This window comes from Pseudomonas sp. USTB-Z (assembly GCF_019691255.1).
GTDB classification, from domain to species: Bacteria; Pseudomonadota; Gammaproteobacteria; order Pseudomonadales; family Pseudomonadaceae; genus Aquipseudomonas; species Aquipseudomonas alloputida.
Genome location: NZ_JAECZP010000032.1, coordinates 40,560 through 63,124 on the forward strand (window position 1 = coordinate 40,560; position 22,565 = coordinate 63,124).

Annotated in this window: 8 protein-coding genes; 6 read left to right on the top strand and 2 right to left on the bottom strand. The window is 64.6% G+C overall.

Going from position 1 to position 22,565, the window contains the following annotated elements:
• The first annotated feature begins 14 nt into the window (after positions 1-14).
• From lpdA to I8746_RS25575, 5 genes are all read left to right on the top strand, one after another.
• Positions 15-1,451 carry a dihydrolipoyl dehydrogenase gene (gene lpdA, locus I8746_RS25555; RefSeq protein WP_014755881.1) on the top strand — a complete coding sequence of 479 codons (1,437 nt, stop codon included), beginning with the start codon at positions 15-17 and terminating at the stop codon, positions 1,449-1,451.
• 171 nt (positions 1,452-1,622) lie between these two features.
• Complete coding sequence (gene sucC, locus I8746_RS25560; RefSeq protein WP_003254205.1) at positions 1,623-2,789, top strand: ADP-forming succinate--CoA ligase subunit beta; 1,167 nt, start codon at positions 1,623-1,625, stop codon at positions 2,787-2,789.
• Complete coding sequence (gene sucD / locus I8746_RS25565; protein ID WP_003254203.1) at positions 2,789-3,673, top strand: succinate--CoA ligase subunit alpha; 885 nt, start codon at positions 2,789-2,791, stop codon at positions 3,671-3,673. Before sucC ends, sucD begins: the two co-directional genes overlap by 1 nt.
• 403 nt (positions 3,674-4,076) lie before the next feature.
• On the top strand, positions 4,077-5,390 hold the full coding sequence (gene brnQ / locus I8746_RS25570) for a branched-chain amino acid transport system II carrier protein (protein WP_003254201.1): 1,314 nt from the start codon (positions 4,077-4,079) through the stop codon (positions 5,388-5,390).
• Positions 5,391-5,625: 235 nt separating this feature from the next.
• Entirely contained in the window at positions 5,626-6,375 is a 750-nt protein-coding gene (locus I8746_RS25575) for a DUF599 domain-containing protein (protein ID WP_003254200.1), read from the top strand.
• Positions 6,376-6,402: 27 nt separating this feature from the next.
• Here I8746_RS25575 and I8746_RS25580 read toward each other — a convergent pair whose 3' ends face one another.
• Both I8746_RS25580 and I8746_RS25585 read right to left on the bottom strand, forming a co-directional pair.
• Positions 6,403-6,945 carry a hypothetical protein gene (locus I8746_RS25580; protein ID WP_004573639.1) on the bottom strand — a complete coding sequence of 181 codons (543 nt, stop codon included), beginning with the start codon at positions 6,943-6,945 and terminating at the stop codon, positions 6,403-6,405.
• A complete protein-coding gene (locus I8746_RS25585; protein ID WP_003254197.1) occupies positions 6,942-8,138 on the bottom strand; it encodes a PepSY domain-containing protein in 1,197 nt (398 codons plus the stop codon). Before I8746_RS25585 ends, I8746_RS25580 begins: the two co-directional genes overlap by 4 nt.
• 249 nt (positions 8,139-8,387) lie before the next feature.
• Between I8746_RS25585 and I8746_RS25590 the strand changes: the two genes are divergently transcribed.
• Positions 8,388-22,565, top strand: a 14,178-nt coding sequence (locus tag I8746_RS25590; RefSeq protein ID WP_221101168.1) for a non-ribosomal peptide synthase/polyketide synthase, incomplete at its 3' end; no start/stop codon positions are given.

A 22,565-nucleotide genomic window follows, 5' to 3' on the forward strand; every position in this document is an offset into this window, starting at 1 on the left:
ATAAGGAATCTTTTATGACCCAGAAATTCGACGTAGTGGTAATCGGTGCAGGCCCAGGCGGCTATGTGGCTGCCATCAAGGCCGCACAACTTGGTCTGAAGACTGCCTGTATCGAGAAGTACACCGACGCCGAGGGCAAGCTGGCCCTGGGCGGCACCTGCCTGAACGTAGGTTGCATTCCATCCAAGGCGCTGCTGGACAGCTCCTGGAAATACAAGGAAGCCAAAGAGAGCTTCAACGTCCACGGTATCTCCACTGGCGAAGTGAAGATGGACGTGGCCGCGATGGTTGGCCGCAAGGCGGGCATCGTCAAGAACCTGACCGGTGGCGTTGCCACCCTGTTCAAGGCCAACGGCGTCACTTCGATCCAGGGCCACGGCAAGCTGCTGGCCGGCAAGAAAGTCGAAGTTACCAAAGCTGACGGCACCACTGAAATCATCGAAGCCGAGAACGTGATCCTGGCTTCCGGCTCGCGCCCGATCGACATTCCGCCGGCCCCGGTCGACCAGAACGTCATCGTCGACTCCACCGGCGCCCTGGAATTCCAGGCCGTACCGAAGCGCCTGGGCGTTATCGGTGCAGGCGTGATCGGCCTGGAGCTGGGCTCGGTATGGGCTCGCCTGGGTGCTGAAGTGACCGTCCTGGAAGCCCTGGACACCTTCCTGATGGCTGCCGACACCGCCGTGTCGAAAGAAGCCCAGAAGACCCTGACCAAGCAAGGCCTGGACATCAAGCTGGGCGCTCGCGTCACCGGCTCGAAAGTCAACGGCAATGAAGTCGAAGTGACCTACACCAACGCCGAAGGCGAGCAGAAGATCACCTTCGACAAGCTGATTGTTGCCGTCGGCCGTCGCCCGGTGACTACCGATCTGCTGGCTGCCGACAGCGGCGTGACCATCGACGAGCGTGGCTACATCTTCGTCGACGATTACTGCGCCACCAGCGTTCCGGGCGTGTACGCCATCGGTGACGTGGTACGCGGCATGATGCTGGCCCACAAGGCTTCGGAAGAGGGCATCATGGTCGTTGAGCGCATCAAGGGCCACAAGGCCCAGATGAACTACGACCTGATCCCATCGGTCATCTACACCCACCCGGAAATCGCGTGGGTCGGCAAGACCGAACAGGCCTTGAAGGCCGAGGGCGTTGAGGTTAACGTGGGCACCTTCCCGTTCGCGGCCAGCGGCCGTGCGATGGCTGCCAACGACACCGGTGGTTTCGTCAAGGTCATCGCCGATGCCAAGACCGACCGCGTTCTGGGTGTTCACGTGATTGGCCCATCGGCTGCCGAACTGGTGCAGCAGGGCGCAATCGCAATGGAATTCGGCACCAGTGCCGAGGATCTGGGCATGATGGTCTTCAGCCATCCAACCCTGTCCGAAGCGTTGCATGAAGCAGCGCTGGCGGTGAATGGCGGCGCCATTCACGTGGCCAACCGTAAGAAGCGTTAATTATAAGAAACCACGGCGGGCTGCCCGTCGTGAGTCTTGCGTGCATGACTCACCGCGGAAAGTCCGCCGGACCGGATCACACGGGAAACCCGGGGTCAACGGTCACAGGTGGTGCGGCGCCACTGATGGCGCAGCGCCGAAGCGCAGTACCTAACGAAGACGGTAAAAAGCATGAATCTTCACGAGTATCAGGGTAAGCAGCTGTTCGCTGAATACGGCCTGCCAGTTTCCAAGGGTTTCGCAGTCGACACCCCTGAGCAAGCTGCAGAAGCCTGCGACAAGATCGGCGGGAACGAGTGGGTTGTAAAAGCCCAGGTTCACGCGGGTGGTCGCGGTAAAGCGGGCGGCGTAAAGCTGGTTCGCAGCAAGGAAGACGCCAAGGCGTTCGCTGCACAGTGGTTGGGCAAGAATCTGGTTACCTACCAGACCGATGCCAACGGTCAACCCGTCTCCAAGATTCTGGTCGAATCCTGCACTGACATCGCCAAAGAGCTGTACCTGGGCGCTGTAGTCGATCGTTCGAGCCGCCGTATCGTGTTCATGGCTTCCACCGAAGGTGGCGTGGACATCGAGAAAGTCGCTCACGAAACGCCTGAGAAAATCCTCAAGGCCACCATCGACCCACTGGTCGGCGCTCAGCCGTTCCAGGGTCGCGAGCTGGCTTTCCAGCTGGGCCTGGAAGGCAAGCAAGTTCAACAGTTTGCCAAGATCTTCGTTGGCCTGGCCAAGCTGTTCAAGGATCATGACCTGGCGCTGCTGGAAGTGAACCCGCTGGTGATCAAGGCCGATGGCGACCTGCACTGCCTCGATGCCAAGATCAACATCGACGCCAACGCCATGTACCGTCAGCCGAAGCTGAAAACCTTCCACGACCCGTCGCAGGACGACGCCCGTGAAGCCCACGCTGCCAAGTTCGAACTGAACTACGTTGCCCTTGAAGGCAACATCGGCTGCATGGTCAACGGTGCCGGCCTGGCCATGGGTACCATGGACATCGTCAACCTGCACGGCGGCAAGCCGGCCAACTTCCTCGACGTTGGCGGTGGTGCTACCAAAGAGCGCGTTACCGAAGCGTTCAAGATCATTCTGTCCGACAGCAATGTCGCGGCCGTTCTGGTCAACATCTTCGGCGGCATCGTTCGCTGCGACATGATTGCCGAAGGCATCATTGGTGCAGTGAAAGAAGTCGGCGTTAAAGTTCCGGTCGTCGTTCGCCTCGAAGGCAACAACGCCGAACTGGGCGCTAAAGTACTGGCAGAAAGCGGTTTGAACATCATTGCGGCAACCAGCCTGACCGACGCTGCTCAACAAGTTGTCAAAGCTGCGGAGGGCAAGTAATGAGCGTCCTGATCAATAAAGATACCAAAGTCATCTGCCAGGGCTTCACCGGCTCGCAGGGTACTTTCCACTCCGAACAGGCCATTGCCTACGGCACCAAGATGGTCGGCGGCGTAACCCCAGGCAAGGGTGGCACCACCCACCTGGGCCTGCCGGTGTTCAACACCGTCAAGGAAGCCGTGGAAGCTACCGGCGCTGACGCTTCGGTCATCTACGTACCGGCTCCGTTCTGCAAAGACTCGATCCTGGAAGCTGCCTTTGGCGGCATCAAGCTGATCGTCTGCATCACCGAAGGCATTCCTACCCTGGACATGCTGGATGCCAAGGTCAAGTGCGACGAGCTGGGCGTGACCCTGATCGGCCCTAACTGCCCAGGTGTCATCACCCCGGGCGAGTGCAAGATCGGCATCATGCCAGGCCACATCCACTTGCCAGGCAAGGTCGGTATCGTTTCGCGTTCCGGCACCCTGACCTACGAAGCTGTGAAGCAGACCACCGACGCCGGCTTCGGCCAGTCGACCTGCGTCGGCATCGGCGGTGACCCGATCCCGGGCTCCAACTTCATCGACATCCTGAAGCTGTTCCAGGAAGACCCGAAGACCGAAGCGATCGTGATGATCGGTGAGATCGGCGGTTCGGCTGAAGAAGAAGCCGCGGCCTACATCAAGGCCCACGTCACCAAGCCTGTCGTTTCCTACATCGCCGGTGTTACCGCACCTGCGGGCAAGCGCATGGGCCACGCTGGCGCCATCATCTCCGGTGGCAAGGGTACTGCGGACGAGAAGTTCGCCGCCCTGCAGGACGCGGGTGTGAAAACCGTGCGTTCGCTGGCTGACATCGGCAAGGCCCTGGCCGAGCTGACTGGCTGGGAAGCCAAGAAGTAATACTGCTACACCCCCCACGCGCACAGAGGCCACCTTCGGGTGGCCTTTGTCGTATGTGGGGTTCGTAGGAGCGGGTTTACCCGCGAAGAGGCCGGTGCTGGCGATAGAGATTCTTCGACAGGTTTAATAGGAATTTTCACGCAGACGAATGTTTCAATCCGAGGATAATGCCTGCTGTCCTCGGTCGCGCAGACGACAAACATGTACGCACATCGGACAAGCAGCACTGTGCCAGTGCGTTTGACTGACAAAACAGTTACATTACGCGTTCACTCTGTGCCCGTACCCCAAAAGGGAACGACACGCTAAACGGGTCTGGCCTATCAAGCCGGGCAGCATTTCCCCTTACCCAAAGGGAAATCCCCTCTCGAATCCCGATTTCAGCAGTGTGGTACTACCTTAAATGAAAGTTCTCAAAGGCCAGGATATCCTGGCGCTTGGCTTTATGACGTTTGCGCTTTTCGTGGGTGCAGGCAATATCATCTTCCCGCCTATCGTCGGTCTGCAGTCTGGCCCGCATGTATGGATGGCTGCACTGGGCTTCCTGGTGACTGCCGTCGGCCTGCCGGTCATCACCGTGGTCGCCCTGGCCAAGGTCGGTGGCGGCATGGATGCCCTGAGCAGCCCGATCGGCAAGTTCTTCGGTGGCTTGCTGGCTGCTGTGTGCTACCTGTCGGTAGGCCCACTGTTCGCCACCCCGCGTACCGCGACCGTGTCGTTCGAAGTGGGCGTTGCACCGCTGACCGGTGAAAGCCCGCTGGCGCTGTTCATCTACAGCCTGGTGTACTTCATCGTCGTGCTGGCCGTGTCCATGTACCCTGGCAAGTTGCTCGACACCGTGGGCCGCTTCCTGGCACCGTTGAAGATCATTGCCCTGGCCGTACTGGGCATCGCTGCCTTCGCCTTGCCCGCCGGTACCATCGGTGACGCCCAGCCTGCCTATGCCGCCGCTGCGTTCTCCAAGGGCTTCTCCGATGGCTACCTGACCATGGATACCCTGGGTGCCCTGGTGTTCGGTATCGTCATTGTCAATGCCATTCGCTCGCGCGGTGTCGAGTCGCCGAGGCTGATTACCCGCTACGCCATCATCGCCGGCCTGATCGCCGGTGTCGGCCTGGCCCTGGTTTACATCAGCCTGTTCCGCCTGGGTGCCACCAGCCACGACATCGCGGCGGACGCCACCAACGGTGCGGCGGTGCTGCATGCCTACGTACAGCACACCTTCGGCTCCCTGGGCAGCGGCTTCCTGGCCGTGCTGATCGCGCTGGCCTGCCTGGTGACCGCGGTTGGCCTGACCTGTGCCTGCGCCGAGTACTTCAGCCAGATCCTGCCGCTGTCGTACCGCGCGCTGGTGGTGATCCTCGCCGGCTTCTCGCTGCTGATTTCCAACCTTGGCCTGACCAAGCTGATCATGTTCTCGATCCCGGTGCTCACCGCCATCTATCCGCCGTGCATCGTGGTGGTTGGCCTGAGCTTCGTGAAAGACCTGTGGAACTCGCCAACGCGCATCCTGGCACCGGTGATGCTGGTGTCGCTGTTGTTCGGCATGGTCGATGCGATCAAGGGCAGCAGCCTTGCCCACGTGTTGCCAGACTTCATGGCGCACCTGCCATTGAGTGATGCCGGCATGGCCTGGCTGGTACCTTCGGTGGTGACCCTGGTGGGTGCCGTGGCCTGCGACCGCATGCTCGGCAAGCCGCGCGAGGCGCTGGCCTGACCGGACAAGTCGAAGCCTGAGGGCGGCACCGGCCACAAGCCGAAGGGTGCCCGCCAAGGGTGAAAACAAGAGAGCCCCGTCTCCGAAAGGATGCGGGGCTTTTTGCTGTTTGCCTGTTTCGGCCGCTTCGCAACAGGTAATGCATTTTTCAGTGTGCAGGTGTGCCTTTTGCCGCTTGCCAGCGTCGAAATCCGGTCCCTATCCTTTAGGCACATGGCCCTTTCGGTAACCCTGCATGAACTTCATCCAAAGCAACCTCAACAACCTGCTGGCCATCGCCTGGTTCGCCCTGTGCTGGGGTGGCTATACCCGCTATGCGATCTGGAAGGGGCGCGACACCGCGTGCCTGGCCAGTGTGCTGCACTTGTACCGCGAAGACTGGATGCGCCGCATGCTGCTGCGCGACAACCGCATCGCCGATGCCAGCGTGATCGGTAACCTGGAGCGCAACGCTTCGTTCTTTGCCTCCAGCACCCTGATCATTCTGGCTGGCATCCTCACCGTGCTCGGTGCCTCCGACCGGGCACTGTCGTTGCTGGCCGACCTGCCGCTGGTTCAGCAAACATCCCAGGGCATGTCGGAGATCAAGCTGCTGTGCCTGGCCATGGTATTTGTCTATGCCTTCTTCACGTTCAGCTGGTGCATGCGCCAATACAACTTTGCCGCCGTGCTGGTGGGGTCGGCGCCGATGATCGGCGAACGGCTGGTCAATGAGCTGGAGCGCAAGGCGTTCGCCTCCCGCGCGGCGCGGGTGCTGTCACTGGCCGCCAACCAGTTCAACTTCGGCCTGCGCTCGTATTACTTCGGCATGGCCATGCTGACCTGGTTCATCAGCCCTTGGCTATTCATGGTGGTGAGTGTGGGCGTGGTATTGATCCTGTACCGCCGTGAGTTCCATTCCGATGTACTGGAAGTGATGGTCTTCACGCCCACTGAAAGCGCCCCCACGGACGCGGGCAAGGAAAGCGCCGCTGGCAACGCTTGACCCGATCAGGGGGCGCCGCCGGGTTGTCTAGCGGCTGCCAACCTGCGCCTGCAGCCAGGCAACTGTCGCCGGCGAGGCCTGGCTGAGGGGAATCGAAGCCTGGTGCACGCTGCCATCCCAGCCTTCCATGGTGATCCACAATTCAGCGTTGGGACGGGTCTTGGCCGGAACCGGGACGGAAGCGCCCATGCTGTAGGGTGAACCGAAGAAGATGCTCCCGGCCGCGCGCAGGCTGCGTGGCTTACCCACCCGCAGGTAGGTGGCCTTCACTTCGCCGATACAGTGGTTGCACAGCGCCGCACTGAAACTCTTGAAATACCCGGCCGGGCCTTCCTGGCGGGGCGCCGACGCACGGAATTCGGCCAGGCGCAGGCTCCATGGGCCCACTGCGACCACACCCGCCTCCCGCTCACCCAGCCCGGCTTCACCTTTGAACAACGCCTGGTCGGCAAAATACCTGGGCATGAACCCCAAGGGGATGAGTATCAGCAGGATGTTCAGGTGAAAGCGCCATTTCAGCCACAGGCGGCGTGAGGCCGAAGGTGCGTCGGTGGTGGTGGCTCGGCTCATCGGGCGGTCTCCGGCAGGTGGGCGTCTTGCGCGGCGTTGGCCGTTGGTGCGCTGCGCGGCTTGCGTTTCAGTGCGGCTGCAGTGGCCTGTGCGGTGCGCTTGCTCCAGATCAACAGGCCGCTGAGCACCATCAAGGTCAGCACCAGGCCAAAAACGAACCAGATCATCTTGACCCACAGCCCGCCGAAGTCGCCTGTGTGCAACGGGCGCATGGATTCGGTGACGAACTCCAGCGACGTGCGATCATCCAGGGTGTGCGAGGTGGCGACCACGCCTGTGTACGGGTTGATGCTGGCGCTCTGGAACATCAGCGGGTACCAGCCGCGGCCACGGATGTTGAAGGTGTCATAGGCATTGCCGGGCAGGCGCACGAAGGATGCCTCGAAGCCGGGGATCTGCGCCTTTACCGTTTCGATGGCATGCTCCAGGCTGACCAGCCGGGGCGCTTCGCCAGCCTGCAGCAGCGGTACGTCCTCGCGGGCCACCACGGCGGGGACGTCGCGGCTTGAGATCGAGATGTGGTTGTCGGCCAGCAACGCCTGGATCAGGAACCAGGTGCCGGTGATCGCGATCACGGCAATGAACCAGATCGACCAGATACCGCTCAGGCGATGGAAGTCACCCCAGAAGATGCGGGCACCTTGGCGAAAGCGCAGGGTAGGTTTCAGAAAGCCTTTCCAGAAGCGCTTGTAGACGACCAGGCCGGTGACCAGCGAGGCAAGCATCGGCAAGCCCAGCAGCGAGACCAGGTACCACCCCCACGGGTAGCCGTTGCCGAAAGGTACCAGCCACCAGCCATGCAAGGCGCGAGTGAACTGGCGGAAGTCGAAGGAAGGGCTGATGCCCTGGATCTTGCCTGTATAGGGGTTCACGTAGAGGTTCTGGGTGGTGTTGTCCGGTTGCACCACCTGCACCTGCAGCGCGAAGTGCGACTCGTCCGGGCGCATGATGTATTGCACATCCAGATCGGGGCGGGCTTCACGCAGGGCCTTGAGCACCTGGTCGTAAGTCAGCAGTGGCGCATCATCGCTCGGCTTCGCCGCGCGTATCTCCGGTTTGGCCAGCCACACCAGTTCCTGGCTGACCACTGCCAGGGTGCCGGTGAAGCAGACGATCAGCACGAAGAACCAGATGGGCAGGGCCAGCCAGCTGTGAACCAGGAACCAGAGTTTCGAGCGTGACTTTTTGGACATAGGGGCCGGTGCCTTGTGGTTTGGGTGGCTTGCGCGTCGATCCCTCGCGGTATGAGGAAAATCCCGCCGGTACCCTTATGACGCGCGAGGGCAGGCAAACCGGAAAACCGTCTGTCATGGCGAACCCCCAGGCCCCCGCTGAGCCTGCCTTTGCCGGTGGCCGTGACGGGTTAATTTTCCCGGTGTTCCATCCGTTTCGTAGGGATAGCCGAGTTGTTACTCGAAACCCATGTGCACGGATGAAACCCGATGAATGTTGAGAAGTCCCTGAAGCTCGCCCGCCGTTTCATTGAGCTGCCGGTGGAAAAGCGGCGGCTGTTTCTCGAAACCCTGGCCAGCGAGGGTATCGACTTTTCACAATTCCCGATCCCTGCGGACGTCGCCGTCGACGATCGCCATGCACTGTCCTATGCCCAGCAGCGCATGTGGTTTCTGTGGCAACTGGACCCACACGGTGCCGCCTACAACCTGCCCAGTGCGGTGGTGCTGAAAGGGGCGCTGGACACCTCGGCGGTACAGCGCGCGTTCGAGCAGGTACTGCAGCGTCACCAGGCCCTGCGTACTGTGTTCCAGACCCAGGGTGACGACGTGGTGCAAGTGGTGCAGCCAGCGGCCATCGTCATTGAAGAACACGACCTTCAGGCGCTGGCCGCCGAAGCCCGCGACGCCGCCGTCGCGCAGGCGGTGCGGGACGAAGCCGGTTTGCCCTTCGACCTCCAGCAGGGCCCGCTGTTTCGCGTACGCTTGTTGAAGCTGGCGGCACAGGAGCATGTGCTGCTGTTGACGCTGCACCATATCGTCGCCGACGGCTGGTCGATGAACGTGCTCATCCAGGAATTCGTCCACGGCTACGACGCCTTGGTTCGCGGGCAGGTGCCGGTGCTGCCTGAGTTGCCGATCCAGTACAGTGACTATGCGCTGTGGCAGCGGCGTTGGCTGGAGGCCGGGGAGCAGGCGCGACAGCTGGCTTACTGGCAGGCCAAGCTGGGCGACCAGCACCCGGTATTGCAGTTGCCTGCCGACTACCCGCGCCCGCTGCATGCCAGCCGCCAGGGCCAGCGCCTGCCCATCGCGGTGCCACAGGGCCTGAGCGAGCGACTGGCGGGCCTGGCGCGTCAGCAAGGGGTCACCTTGTTCAGTGTGCTGTTGGCCGGTTTCAAGCTGCTTTTGCAACATTACAGTGGCCTGCAGGACATCCGTGTCGGGGTGCCGGTCGCCAACCGCAATCGCGAAGAAGTCGAGGGGCTGATTGGCGTATTCGTCAACACCCAGGTGTTGCGCACCGAGCTCGACCCGCAGATGTCCGTCGCCCAATTGCTGGCCGATATCCGCGAAACCACCCGCGCGGCCCAGAGCCACCAGGATTTGCCGTTCGAGCGTTTGGTCGAAGGCCTGCAAGTCGAGCGCAGCCTCAGCCACACGCCGTTGTTCCAGGTGTTGCACAACCATCAGGCGAACGTCGCCGACATCGGCGCCTTACGCAGCGAATCAGGCCTTGAGCTGCACGTGCTGGAGCGTCACGAGCGCAGTGTCCAGTTCGAGCTCACCCTCGATACCGTGGAGCGCGATGGCCAGGTGCAGGCCGCCTTCACCTATGCCCGCGAATTGTTCGCCCCGGCCACCATCGAACGTATGGCGAGCCATTGGCTGAACCTGTTGCAGGCCATGGCCGCCGACCCGCTGGCGGCCATCGGCGATTTGCCGCTGCTGGGTGCCGGCGAGCGGCAGCGGCTGCTGCAGGCCAGCCAACCGGCCGCCAGCGAGTTCGCCGTCGACAACATACTTGCGCTGTTCGCCGCGCAGGTGGCGCAGCAGCCGCAGGCCCCGGCACTGGTGTTCGGCGACCGGCAACTGAGCTATGCCGAACTCGATGCCGATGCCAACCGGCTGGCACACCAACTGATCGAGTGGGGCGTCGGGCCTGAAGTACGGGTGGGTATTGCAGTCGAACGGTCGGTGGAGATGATCGTTGGCCTGCTGGCCATCCTCAAGGCCGGCGGTGCCTATGTGCCGTTCGACCCCGAATACCCGCAAGAGCGGCTTGCCTACATGCTCGACGACAGCGGTGTTCAACTGCTGCTGACCCAGCAGGCGCTGCTGCCCCGTCTACCGCAGGACACACAAGTGCGCTACCTGGTGCTCGACCAGGCAGCAGAGGAGCTGGCGCGCTTCAGTACGACGGCTCCGCCTGCACAGCTGAATGCCGATAACCTGGCCTATGTCATCTATACCTCGGGCTCTACCGGGCGTTCGAAGGGTGTCACCATCAGCCATGGCGCCCTGGCCAACTACGTGCAGGCGGCCTTGCAGCGCCTTGCGCTGGGCCAGGCTGCGAGCATGGCGGTGGTCTCCACGCTGGCGGCCGACCTTGGCCATACCACTCTGTTCGGCGCACTGTGCAGCGGCAGCTGCCTGCATGTGATTGCCCTGGACATCAGCCTGGACGCCGAGCGTTTCGCCGCCTACATGCACGCACACGCCGTGGACGTGCTGAAAATTGTCCCTTCCCACCTGCAGGCATTGCTCGATGGCCCGCACCCGGCCCGGGCACTGCCGCAGCGTGCGCTGGTGCTGGGCGGCGAGGCTTGCCCCGCCGGGCTGATGGCACAACTGGCGCAGCTGGCCCCGCACTGCACGCTGTTCAACCATTACGGCCCAACCGAAACCACCGTGGGCGCGCTCGCTGATGCGGTCGAGGCGCCACCGGCGACGGGGCGTGCGCCGCTTGGGCGGCCGTTGGCCAACATGCAGGCTTATGTGCTGGACGCTTCGCTGCAACCGCTGAGCACCGGCTGCCAGGGCGAGTTGTATCTTGCCGGCGCAGGGGTGGCGCGAGGCTATCACCGCCGCGCGGCGATGACCGCCGAACGCTTCGTGCCCAACCCGTTCGGGGCCGCCGGTAGCCGCGTGTACCGAACCGGCGATCTGGCGCGGCAGTTGGCGAACGGCCAGGTCGATTACCTGGGGCGGGTCGACCATCAGGTGAAGATTCGCGGTTACCGCATCGAACTGGGTGAAATCACCGACACCCTCAAGCGCCAGCCCCGTGTGCACGACGCCGTGGCCGTTATCCACGGCACCGGCAGCGCGGCCCGAATCGTCGCCTACGTGGTGCCCGACAGCCAGGCCGACGCCCCGCAGGTGCTTGCCGACGTACAAGCGGCGCTGGCCAGGCAGTTGCCGGACTACATGCTGCCGAGCCGCTTCATGGCATTGCCCGGCATGCCACTGACACTCAACGGCAAGCTCGATTTACGTGCCTTGCCGGTGCCTGACGAAGGCCCGGCACAGGCCTACCGTGCCCCGCAGACCACCTTGCAGCAGCAGCTGGCGCTGATCTGGCAGGACGTGCTGAACGTCGCCCAGGTAGGGCTTGACGACAACTTCTTTGCCCTGGGTGGGCATTCCCTGCTGGCGACGCAGATCATCGCCCGGGTCCGGCGCATCCTGGGGCGTGACGTACCGTTGCGCAGCCTTTTCGAAAGCAACTCGCTACAGGGCTTTGCCGAACAGGTACTGGGCGCTGGCGCGCAGCACGTCGAGCCGATCGCAGCGGTGCCGCGTGACCAGCCCCTGGTCGCGTCGCACGCCCAGCAGCGGCAATGGCTGTTCTGGCAGATGCAGCCGCACAGCACCGCCTACCACACACCTATGGTCGTGCGCCTGCGCGGCGAACTGGATCGTGCCGCATTGACCCAGGCCTTCGCGACCCTTTGCGAGCGCCATGAAGCCTTCCGCACGACGTTCGTCGAGCGCGATGGCGTGCTGCTGCAGCGCATTCAGCCTGCGGGTGAATTACCGCTGGCCTGGGACCGACTACCGGCAACGGCCGAGCTGGCACAGATACAGGCTCAGGTATTGGCCGAGACCCAGCGGCTGTTCGACCTGGGCACCGGCCCGTTGTGGCGCGCCAGGGTGCTGCAGTTGGGCGAGCAGGACCAGCTGCTGGTGGTCACCTTGCACCACATCATTTCCGATGGGGGGTCGATGAGCGTGATGGTGCGTGAGTTCGTTGCCCTGTACCAGGCCTTGCACCGGGGCGAAGCGCCGGCATTGGCCAAGCTGCCGATCCAGTACGCCGATTACGCCGCCTGGCACAAGCACTGGCTTGAGCAGGGCGAGCTCCAGCGCCAACTGGACTACTGGCGCGGGCAGCTGGGAAGCGAGCAGCCTATTCTGGAGCTGCCAATCGACCACCCGCGCAGCGCGCTGAAAGACCACCGCCTGGGGCGGGTCGCGTTCGCCCTGGACAGCGAACTGGCGCAGCGCTTGCGGCAGTTGGCACGTGAGCATGAGCTGACCCTGTTCCAGCTGTTCCTCGGGGCTTTTGCCCTGTTGTTGCAACGCTACTGCGAACAGCCCGATGTACGCATCGGCATACCGGTGAGCAACCGTAGCCGGCAAGAGCTGGAAAACGTCCTGGGCTTTTTCGTCAATACCCTGGTCATGCGCGTCGAAGTCGACCCGGCCATGAGCGGCGCGGCGCTGCTCAGCCAGGTCAAGGCCACGGCGCTGGCCGGCCAGGCGCATCAGGACCTGCCGTTCGACCGCCTGGTCGAAGCCTTGAACCCGCAACGCTCGCTGGACCGCAACCCGCTGTTCCAGGTGATGTACAACCACCTCAGCATTGCCGGCCAGCAGGTGGGCAGCACCAGCCTGGCAGGTTTGCATGCCGAGGAAATGACCCTGCAGGGTGGCACCGCGCAATTCGACCTGACCCTGGAAACGCTGGAGACCGACGCGGCGATCAACGTGTCGTTCCTCTACGCTGCCGAGCTGTTCGAAGCCGCTACCCTGCAACGCATGGCTGAGCACTGGTGCAACTTGCTGCGCGGCCTGGCCGCCGACCCAGGCCAGGCTGTCGGCGAGCTACCGTTGCTGGCGCCGCAGGAGCAGGCGGCCCTGTTGCAGGGCTGGCAACAGGCGGGGCTCGCGGCCGCGCCGGCGGCGGTCCACCAGCTGATTGCCGAACAGGCCCTGCGCCAACCGCAAGCGGTAGCGTTGCTGGTCGGCGACCAGCAACTGAGCTACGGCCAGCTCGAGGCCCGGGCCAACCAGCTGGCACACCGCCTGCGGGCGCTGGGTGTCGGCCCCGACGTGCTGGTGGGCATCGCCCTGGAGCGTTCGCTCGACATGGTTGTCGGTTTGCTGGGCATCCTCAAGGCCGGTGGCGCGTTCCTGCCGCTTGATCCTCAGTACCCGGCAGAGCGCCTGGCCTACATGATGCAGGACAGCGGCATCGACCTGTTGCTCAGTCACAGCCGGGTGCTCCCGGGCCTGGACGTGCAGGCCGGCATGCGTACGCTGCTGCTCGACCAACGGGTTGAGCAGCCGGGCGCCGACCATGCGCCCACCGTGGCATTGAACCCACAGAACCTGGCCTACGTGATCTATACCTCCGGTTCTACCGGCCAGCCCAAAGGCGTTGCGGTCGCACACGGGCCGCTGGTCATGCACTGCCTGGCCACTGGCCAATGGTACGAAATGACCCCGGCGGACCGTGAGCTGCATTTCCTGTCGTTTGCCTTCGACGGTGCCCATGAACGCTGGCTGACTTCGCTGGTCATGGGGGGCAGCCTGCTGCTGCGCGACGATGAGCTGTGGAGCCCCGAGCGCACCTACGAGGAGATACGCCGGCATGGGGTGACCATGGCCGGATTCCCGCCGGCCTACCTGCAACAGCTGGCCGAGCATGCGGCGCATGCCGGTAACCCTCCACCGGTTCGTCTTTACAGCTTTGGCGGCGATGCCATGCCGCGGGCGACTTACGAGCGGGTGCAGCAAAGCCTGCAACCCCAGGTGATGATCAATGGGTATGGCCCCACCGAGACCGTGGTCACGCCGATGGTCTGGCGTACCCGCGCCGGGGATCATTGCGACAGCGCCTATGCACCGATCGGCCAGCCTGTCGGCGAGCGCAGCGCGTGTGTGCTGGACGCCGCCCTGGGCCTGCTGCCAGCAGGCGTGGCCGGGCAGCTGTACCTGGGCGGTGCCGGCCTGGCCCGCGGCTACCTGGGGCGCCCGGGGCTGACGGCCGAGCGCTTCGTGCCCGACCCGTTTGGCACCGAGGGTGCGCGCCTGTACCGCACCGGTGACCAGGTTCGCCTGCGCGCCGACGGGCAGTTCGATTACCTGGGGCGGATCGATAACCAGGTAAAAATCCGCGGCTTCCGTGTCGAACTGGGCGAAATCGAGGCGTGCCTGCTGGCCTGCGCCGAGGTGCGCGAGGCCGTGGTGGTAGCCGTCGACGGCCCAAGCGGCAAGCAGCTGGCGGCTTACCTGGTGCTGGCCGATAGCATTGCCGCACACGGGCCGGCCGAGCAGCGCGAGCAGCTGAAGGCGGCGCTGCGCCAGAGCCTGCCGGACTACATGCTGCCGACCCACTGGCTGGTGCTTGAGCAACTGCCGTTGCTGCCCAACGGCAAGCTCGACCGCAAAGCACTGCCGGCACCCGACTTCAGCGCCCTGCAGCAGGCCTACGTGGCGCCACGCAATGCCCTGGAGCAGCGTCTTGCCGCGTTGTGGCAGCGCGTGCTGAAGCTGCCGCAGGTGGGCGTGAGTGACAACTTCTTCGAGCTCGGGGGCGACTCGATCATCTCGATCCAGCTGGTCAGTCGGGCGCGTCAGGATGGCCTGCTGTTCAGTGCCCGTGATCTGTTCGAGCATCAGACCGTGGCCGCACTGGCCAGCGTTGCCCAGGTCGGCGCATGCGAGGTGCAAGCCGACCAGGGGCCGCTCAGTGGCGAGCAGGTGCTGCTACCGGTGCACCAGCTGTTCTTTGCCCAGGAGATTCCGGCACGTCACCACTGGAACCAGTCGATCCTGCTTGAACCACGGCAGCCTTTGAACGCTGCTGACCTGGACCAGGCCCTGCACGCCCTGGTCGAGCACCATGATGCCTTGCGCCTGAGCTTTGCGCCCGCCGATGACAGCTGGAAGGCGCGCTACCGCAGCCCTGCCCAGTGCGCCCAGGCGGCGCTGCTATGGCAGGCCGCGGTGGCCGACGAAGGTACGTTGCAAAGCTTGGTAGAGCAGGCGCAGCGCAGCCTTGACCTGGAAAACGGGCCATTGCTGCGTGCCTTGCTGGCAACGCTGGCGGACGGCAGCCAGCGCTTGCTGTTGGTCGTTCATCACCTGGTGGTGGATGGGGTGTCATGGCGCATCCTGCTGGAGGACCTGCAACAGGCCTACGCTGCCGTGCTTGCGGGTAACCAGCCGAACCTGCCCGCCAAGAGCCATTCCATGCAGGCATGGGCCAAGCGCTTGCAGGGGCATGCAGCGCACATGCAGGGCCAGCTTGGCTACTGGTGCGAGCAGTTGCAGGGGCGCGCCGCACTGCCACGTCGGCAGGTCAGCGACCTGGCCGCAGCCAATCAGCAGTGCCACGCCCACACGGTTTACAGCCGCCTGGACCGGGCATGGACCGAGCGGCTGCTGCGCGAGGCGCCGGCCGCCTACCGCACACGGGTCAACGACCTGCTGCTGGCAGCCTTGGTGCGGGTGATTGCAGGCTGGACCGGGCGCGACGAAGTGTCGGTGCTGCTGGAAGGTCATGGCCGTGAAGCGCTGTTCGACGACCTGGACCTCAGCCGCACGCTCGGCTGGTTCACCACGGTGTTCCCGCTGAAGCTGGCGGTGCCCAGCGAGCGTTCCCACACCTTGAAGCAGGTCAAGCAGCACCTGCACAGCATTCCCGACAACGGCATCGGTTTCGGGGTGCTGGGCCAATGGGGCAGCGCCGAGGCGCGCCAGCAACTGGGCCATGCACCGCTGCCGGAAATCACCTTCAACTACCTGGGCCAGTTCGATGGCAGCTTCGATCAGGCCGAAGCGCTGTTCGTGCCGGCCAAGGAAGACAAGGGCGCCGATCACGACGCGCAGGCGCCGCTGGGCAACCTGTTGAGCCTCAATGGCCAAGTGTACGGCGGTGAGCTGAGCCTGGGCTGGACGTTCAGTCGCGAGCTGTTCGATAGCGCCACCCTTGAGCGCCTGGCCGCAGATTACACCCGCGAATTGCAGGCGTTGATCGAGCACTGCTGCACACCGGGGGTGTGCGGTGTGACGCCGTCCGACTTCCCGCTGGCGCGCCTGTCGCAGGCCCAGCTGGACCAACTGCCAGTGCCCGCGGCCGAGATCGCCGACCTCTATCCGCTGGCGCCGATGCAGCAGGGCATGCTGTTCCACGCCTTGTACGAGCAGCAGGCGGGGGACTACGTGAACCAGATGCGCGTCGATGTCGACGGCCTGGATGTCGAGCGTTTCCGCCGTGCCTGGGAGGCTGTACTGCAGCGCCACGATATCTTGCGCACGCAGTTCCACTGGGAACACGAGCAGGCCCTGCAGGTGGTACGCAAACACGTTGAACTGCCGTTCGTGGTGCACGACTGGCAGGGGCGCGAAGGCCTTGAGGCTGCCCTCGAGCAACTGGCGCTCGACCAGCGCCAGCAGGGCTTCGACCTCAGCCAGGCGCCGTTGCTGCGCCTGGCGCTGGTGCGCACTGGTCCGGCCCGGCAGCACTTGCTCTATACCAGCCATCACATCCTCATGGATGGCTGGAGCAACTCCCAGCTGTTGGGCGAAGTGCTGCACCAGTACGCCCTGCTGGGCGACGGGCAGCCCTCGGCATTGCCACCGGTCACCAGCCGCTACAGCGATTACATCGGCTGGCTGGGCCGGCAGGACGCCGCTGCCGGTGAAGCGTTCTGGAAAGACTGCCTGCGCGACCTGCAAGGGCCCACCCGCCTGGCGCAGGCCATTGCCTACGAGGCCCAGGCCGAAGCCGGGCAGGGCTACGCCGAGCATGTGCAGGTGATCGATGCCGCCACCACCGGGCAGCTGGTGGCACTGGCGCGCCAACACAAGGTCACCCTCAACACCTTGCTGCAGGGTGCCTGGCTGTTGCTGCTGCAACGCTATACCGGGCAGGACAGCGTCACGTTCGGGGCCACGGTTGCCGGGCGCCCGGCGGCGCTCAAGGGCATCGAGCAGCAGGTGGGCCTGTTCATCAACACCTTGCCGGTCACTGCCAGCCCGGCCCCGCAGCTGCCGTTCGCGCAATTCCTGCAGCAGCTGCAGGCGCAGAACGTGGCCATGCGCGAGTTCGAACACACCCCGCTGTTCGACATCCAGCGCTGGAGCGGGCAGGGCGGCGAGGCCCTGTTCGACAACATCCTGGTCTTCGAGAACTACCCCGTTTCCGAGGCGCTGCAGCAGGGTGCCCCGGCAGGCTTGAGCTTCGGCGAGGTCTACAGCCGCGAACAGACGCATTACCCGCTGACCTTGTCGATCAGCCAAGGGCAGACCTTGCAGTTGCACTACAGCCATGCGCTGGAGCATCTGCAGTGCCCGGCGCTGACTGCGCTGGCGGACAACTTCCAGCATGTGCTGCAACAGTGCCTGAGCTTGCCGCTGGACAGCTGCCTGGGCACGTTCTGCCTGGTAGCCCCTGCCACCCGCGAAGGGCTGTTGCAGCACGTCAACCAGACGGCTGCCGATTACCCGCTGCAGCAAAGTTATGCCGGGCTGTTCGAAGCGCAGGTGGCCCGTACCCCACAGGCGGTCGTTGCGCGCTGCGGCGACCGGCAGTACAGCTACAGCGAGCTCAACCGCCGTGCCAACCGTGTGGCCCATGGGCTGATTGCGCTGGGGGTCGGGCCTGACCAGCCAGTGGCATTGCTGGCGCAGCGCAGCCTTGAGCTGCTGGGCATGATGGTGGGCACCTTCAAGGCCGCCGCCGGCTACCTGCCACTGGACCCTGGCCTGCCACAACAACGCCTGAGCCATATCGTCGCCTTGAGCCGCACCCCGGTGTTGCTCTGCACCGAGGCGTGCCAGGCGCAGGCCGAGGCCTTGCTGGACGCACTGGACGAAGCACGGCGGCCGCAGCTGCTGGTGCTGGAAACCCTCGACCGGCCTGGCAGCGCCGAGCACGATCCGCAGCGCTACAGTGGCCCGCAGCACCTGGCGTACGTGATCTACACCTCGGGCTCGACTGGGCAGCCCAAAGGGGTGATGGTCGAGCAGGCGGGCATGCTCAACAACCAACTGAGCAAGGTGCCTTACCTGGGCTTGGGGCCGGACGACGTGATCGCCCAGACTGCGTCGCAGAGCTTCGACATCTCCGTGTGGCAGTTCCTTGCAGCGCCACTGTTTGGTGGCTGTGTACAGATTGTGCCAAACGAGCTGGCCCATGATCCCGAAGCCTTGCTGCAGCAGGTGCGCGAGCAGCGCATCAGTGTGCTCGAGAGTGTGCCGTCGTTGATCCAGGGTATGTTCCAGGCCCCGGCCATTGCCGTGCCGTCGCTGCGCTGGATGCTGCCCACTGGCGAAGCGCTGGCGCCGGAGCTCGCTCGTCAATGGTTGCAGCGCTATCCCGATGTCGGGCTGGTCAATGCCTATGGGCCGGCCGAATGTTCCGATGACGTGGCGTTCTTCCGCGTCGACCTGGCGAGCACGCAAGGCGTGTACCTGCCCATTGGCAGCCCGACCGACAACAACCGCCTGTATGTGCTGGACGCCGCGCTGGAGCTGGCGCCGCTGGGCGTCACCGGAGAGCTGTGCGTGGCAGGAACCGGCGTGGGCCGTGGCTATGTCGGCGACCCACTGCGTACTGCCCAGGCCTTTATTCCGCACCCTTGCGGGGCGCCCGGCGAGCGCCTGTACCGCACTGGCGACCTGGCCCGGCGCCGTGCCGACGGCGTGCTGGAATACGTCGGCCGGGTCGATCACCAGGTCAAGATCCGCGGCTTCCGGATCGAGCTGGGCGAGATCGAAGCCGCGTTGCTCGACAGCGATCAGGTACGCGAGGCGGTGGTGATGGCCCAGCCCGGCGCCAACGGGCCGCAGTTGGTGGCCTATTGCGTGGCGGATGACGCTGTGGCTGCCGACGCGCTCAAGCAACAGCTCAAAGCCAGCCTGAAAGCCCGTCTGCCCGACTACATGGTACCTGTGCACTGGGTGCTGATGGCGCGTCTGCCGCTGACGCCGAACGGCAAGGTAGACCGCAAGGCGCTGCCGCTGCCGGACATGAGTCAGGCACGCCAGGCCTATGTTGCCCCGCGCAGTGAACTGGAGCAGCAGCTGGCCGCGATCTGGCAGGACGTGCTCAAGCTTGAGCAGGTGGGGCTGGATGACAACTTCTTCGAACTGGGTGGCGATTCGATCGTTTCCATCCAGGTGGTCGGGCGCGCCCGCCAGGCCGGCATCGCCTTCAGCCCCAAAGATGTTTTCGAGCAGCAGACGGTGCAGGGCCTGGCGCGTGTCGCTCGGCGGGGTGCCGCTCAGCAGCAGATCGACCAGGGCCCGGTCAGCGGTGAGCTGCACCTGCTGCCGGCCCAGGCCGAATTCTTCGCGCTGGCTATTCCCCAGCGCCATCACTGGAACCAGTCGGTGCTGCTGGACGCCCTGCAGCTGCTGGATGCCGACCGGCTGGAACACGCCCTGCACCAGTTGGTGGTGCACCATGACGGCTTGCGCCTGAAGTTCGACGAAAGCGAACAGGGCTGGCGCGCCAGCTTCGGCGAAGCGCACGTGCGCCACGCGCTGTTGTGGCAGCGTGAATGTGCCGATGCGCGGGCGCTGGAGGCACTGTGCGACCAGGCCCAGGCCAGCCTGTGCCTGGGCAGCGGTGACCTGGTGCGTGCGGTGCTGGTAACGCAACCGGGCGAGTGCCAGCGCTTGTTGCTGGTGATCCATCACCTGTTGGTCGACGGGGTGTCCTGGCGAATCCTGCTGGAAGACCTGCAACGCGCTTATCGTCAATGCGTGGCGGGCCAAACGGTGGTGCTGCCGGCCAAGACCAGTTCGCTCAGGGACTGGGCCGGGCAGTTGCAAGCCTATGCTGGCAGCGCAGGGCTTGGCAGCGAGCTGGCGTACTGGCAGGCGCAGTTGCAGCACGACGACGCCGAGCTGCCCTGCGACCACCCGGGTGCCGGGCAACAACGCCGACGTGCGCGCACGGTCAGCACGCAACTTGACCGCGAAGTGACCCGGCAGCTTCTGCAAGAGGCTCCGGCCACCTATCGTACTCAGGTCAACGACTTGCTGCTGACTGCGCTGGCGCGCGTGGTGGGTCGCTGGAGCGGCCAGGCCGCGACGCTGATTCAGTTGGAAGGGCATGGCCGCGAAGAACTGTCCGCCGACCTTGACCTCAGCCGAACCGTCGGCTGGTTCACCAGCCTGTACCCGGTGTGCCTGCGCGTCGAGGGCGAGCTGGGCGCGTCGATCAAGCAGGTCAAGGAGCAGTTGCGCGCCATCCCCAACAAAGGCCTGGGTTACGGTGTGCTGCGTTACCTTGGCAGTGACGAGCAGCGTCAGGCCCTGCAAGGCCTGGCAACACCACGCATCACCTTCAACTACCTGGGGCAGTTCGACGCCAGCTTCGATGGCGCCGGTGATGCCTTGCTGCAACCTTCCCGGCTGGGCGTCGGCGCCGAGCAGAGCGCTGACGCGCCGCTGGAAAACTGGCTCAGCCTCAATGGCCAGGTCTATGGCGGCGAGCTGCGCATGGGCTGGACGTTCAGCCTCGACCTGTTCGACGAACAGACCGTGCAACGCCTGGCGGACGATTACGGGCGCGAGCTGCGCAGCCTGGTCGAGCATTGCCTGCAGGCCAACGAGGCCGGTGAACAGGGCATGACACCTTCGGACTTCCCGCTGGCGGGCCTGAGCCAGGCCCAGCTCGATGCGTTGCCGGTACCGGCGGCGCAAGTCGAAGACATCTACGCGCTGTCGCCGATGCAGCAAGGCATGCTGTTCCACTCGCTGTACGAGCAGGGCAGCGGTGACTACATCAACCAGATGCGTGCCGATGTGCAGGGGCTGGATGCCGAACGCCTGCGGGCCGCCTGGCAGGCAGTCTACGACCGTCACGAGGTGCTGCGCGCCAGTGTGCTGTGGCAGGGCCAGCAGCAACCGTTGCAGGTGATCCACAAGCACCTGGCCGTGGCGCTGGTGTACCAGGATTGGCGCGAGCGGCGGGAGCTGCCCACCGCGCTCGACCAGTTGGCCAACGCCGAACGCCTGCGCGGGTTCGACCTGGGCAAGGCGCCGCTGCAGCGCATCCAGGTCATCCGCATTGGCGACGATCGCTACCACCTGATCGATACCAACCACCACATCCTCATGGACGGTTGGAGCTATTCGCAGCTGCTGGGGGAGGTACTCGAACAATACGGTGCCCAGGCCCGCGGCGAGCCTCGCCCAGCGGCGCCGGCAGGGCGCTACCGCGATTACATCGGCTGGTTGCAGCGCCAGGATGCGCAGGCCAGCGAGCAGTTCTGGAAAGCCCGCCTGGCGGACCTGGAACAGCCCACACTGCTCAGCCGCAGCCTGGCGACCGGCCAGCCATTGGCCGAAGCCGACGTGGCCGGGCAGGGGCAGGTTGTCTTGCTGCGTGATCGCCAGCAAACCCGCCAGCTCAGCGATTTTGCCCGGCAGCACAAGGTCACGCTCAACACCTTGATGCAAGGGGCCTGGTTGTTGCTGTTGCAGCGTTATACCGGGCAGGCGGCGGTCGCATTCGGTGTCACCGTAGCAGGCCGTCCTGCCGAGCTGCGCGGCGTCGAAGCGCACATCGGGCTGTTCATCAACACCTTGCCGGTGGTTGCCAGCCCGCGCCCGGAACAACCCGTGGTGCAATGGCTGCAAGCGTTGCAAAGCCTCAACCTGCAATTGCGTGAACACGAACACACGCCATTGTTCGAGATCCAGCGCTGGGCCGGTCACGGCGGCGAGGGGCTGTTCGACAGCATCATGGTGTTCGAGAACTACCCGGTCTCGGAGATCCTCCAGCAAACGGCACCCGAGGGGCTGCGTTTCGATGCAGTGCACAACCATGAGCAGGCCAACTACCCATTGACCCTGGCGGTCAACCAGGGCGAGACGCTGTCGGTGACCTTCGGCTACGACCGTGGCTGTTTCGCTGCCGTGCAGGTCGAGCAACTGGCTGGCCACCTGCGACAGTTGCTGGAGCAGATTGTCGAGGCCTCGGCGCACCAGGCGCTGGGCAGCCTGACGCTGCTCGATGCGCAACAGCAGCAGGCCACCTTCGCCCAGTGGAACCCGGCCCCCGCCGAGCACCCGGCCGACCAGGCCCTGCACAGCCGGATCGAGGCCCAGGTGCAGCGCACCCCCGATGCCATCGCTGTCACCTGCGAGGGCCAGGCCCTGAGCTATGCCCAGCTCAACCAGCGTGCCAACGCCCTGGCCCGGCGCCTGGTCGACGACGGGGTCGGGCCTGACGTGCTGGTCGGCCTGGCTGCCGAGCGCTCGCTGGACATGGTCGTCGGCATCTTCGCCATCCTCAAGGCTGGCGGCGCCTACGTGCCGCTGGACCCGGCCTACCCGGCCGACCGTTTGGCCTACATGATCGAAGACAGCGGCCTGCAGCGCGTGCTGGCCCAGCCCCAGGTGCTGGCCAGCCTGCCG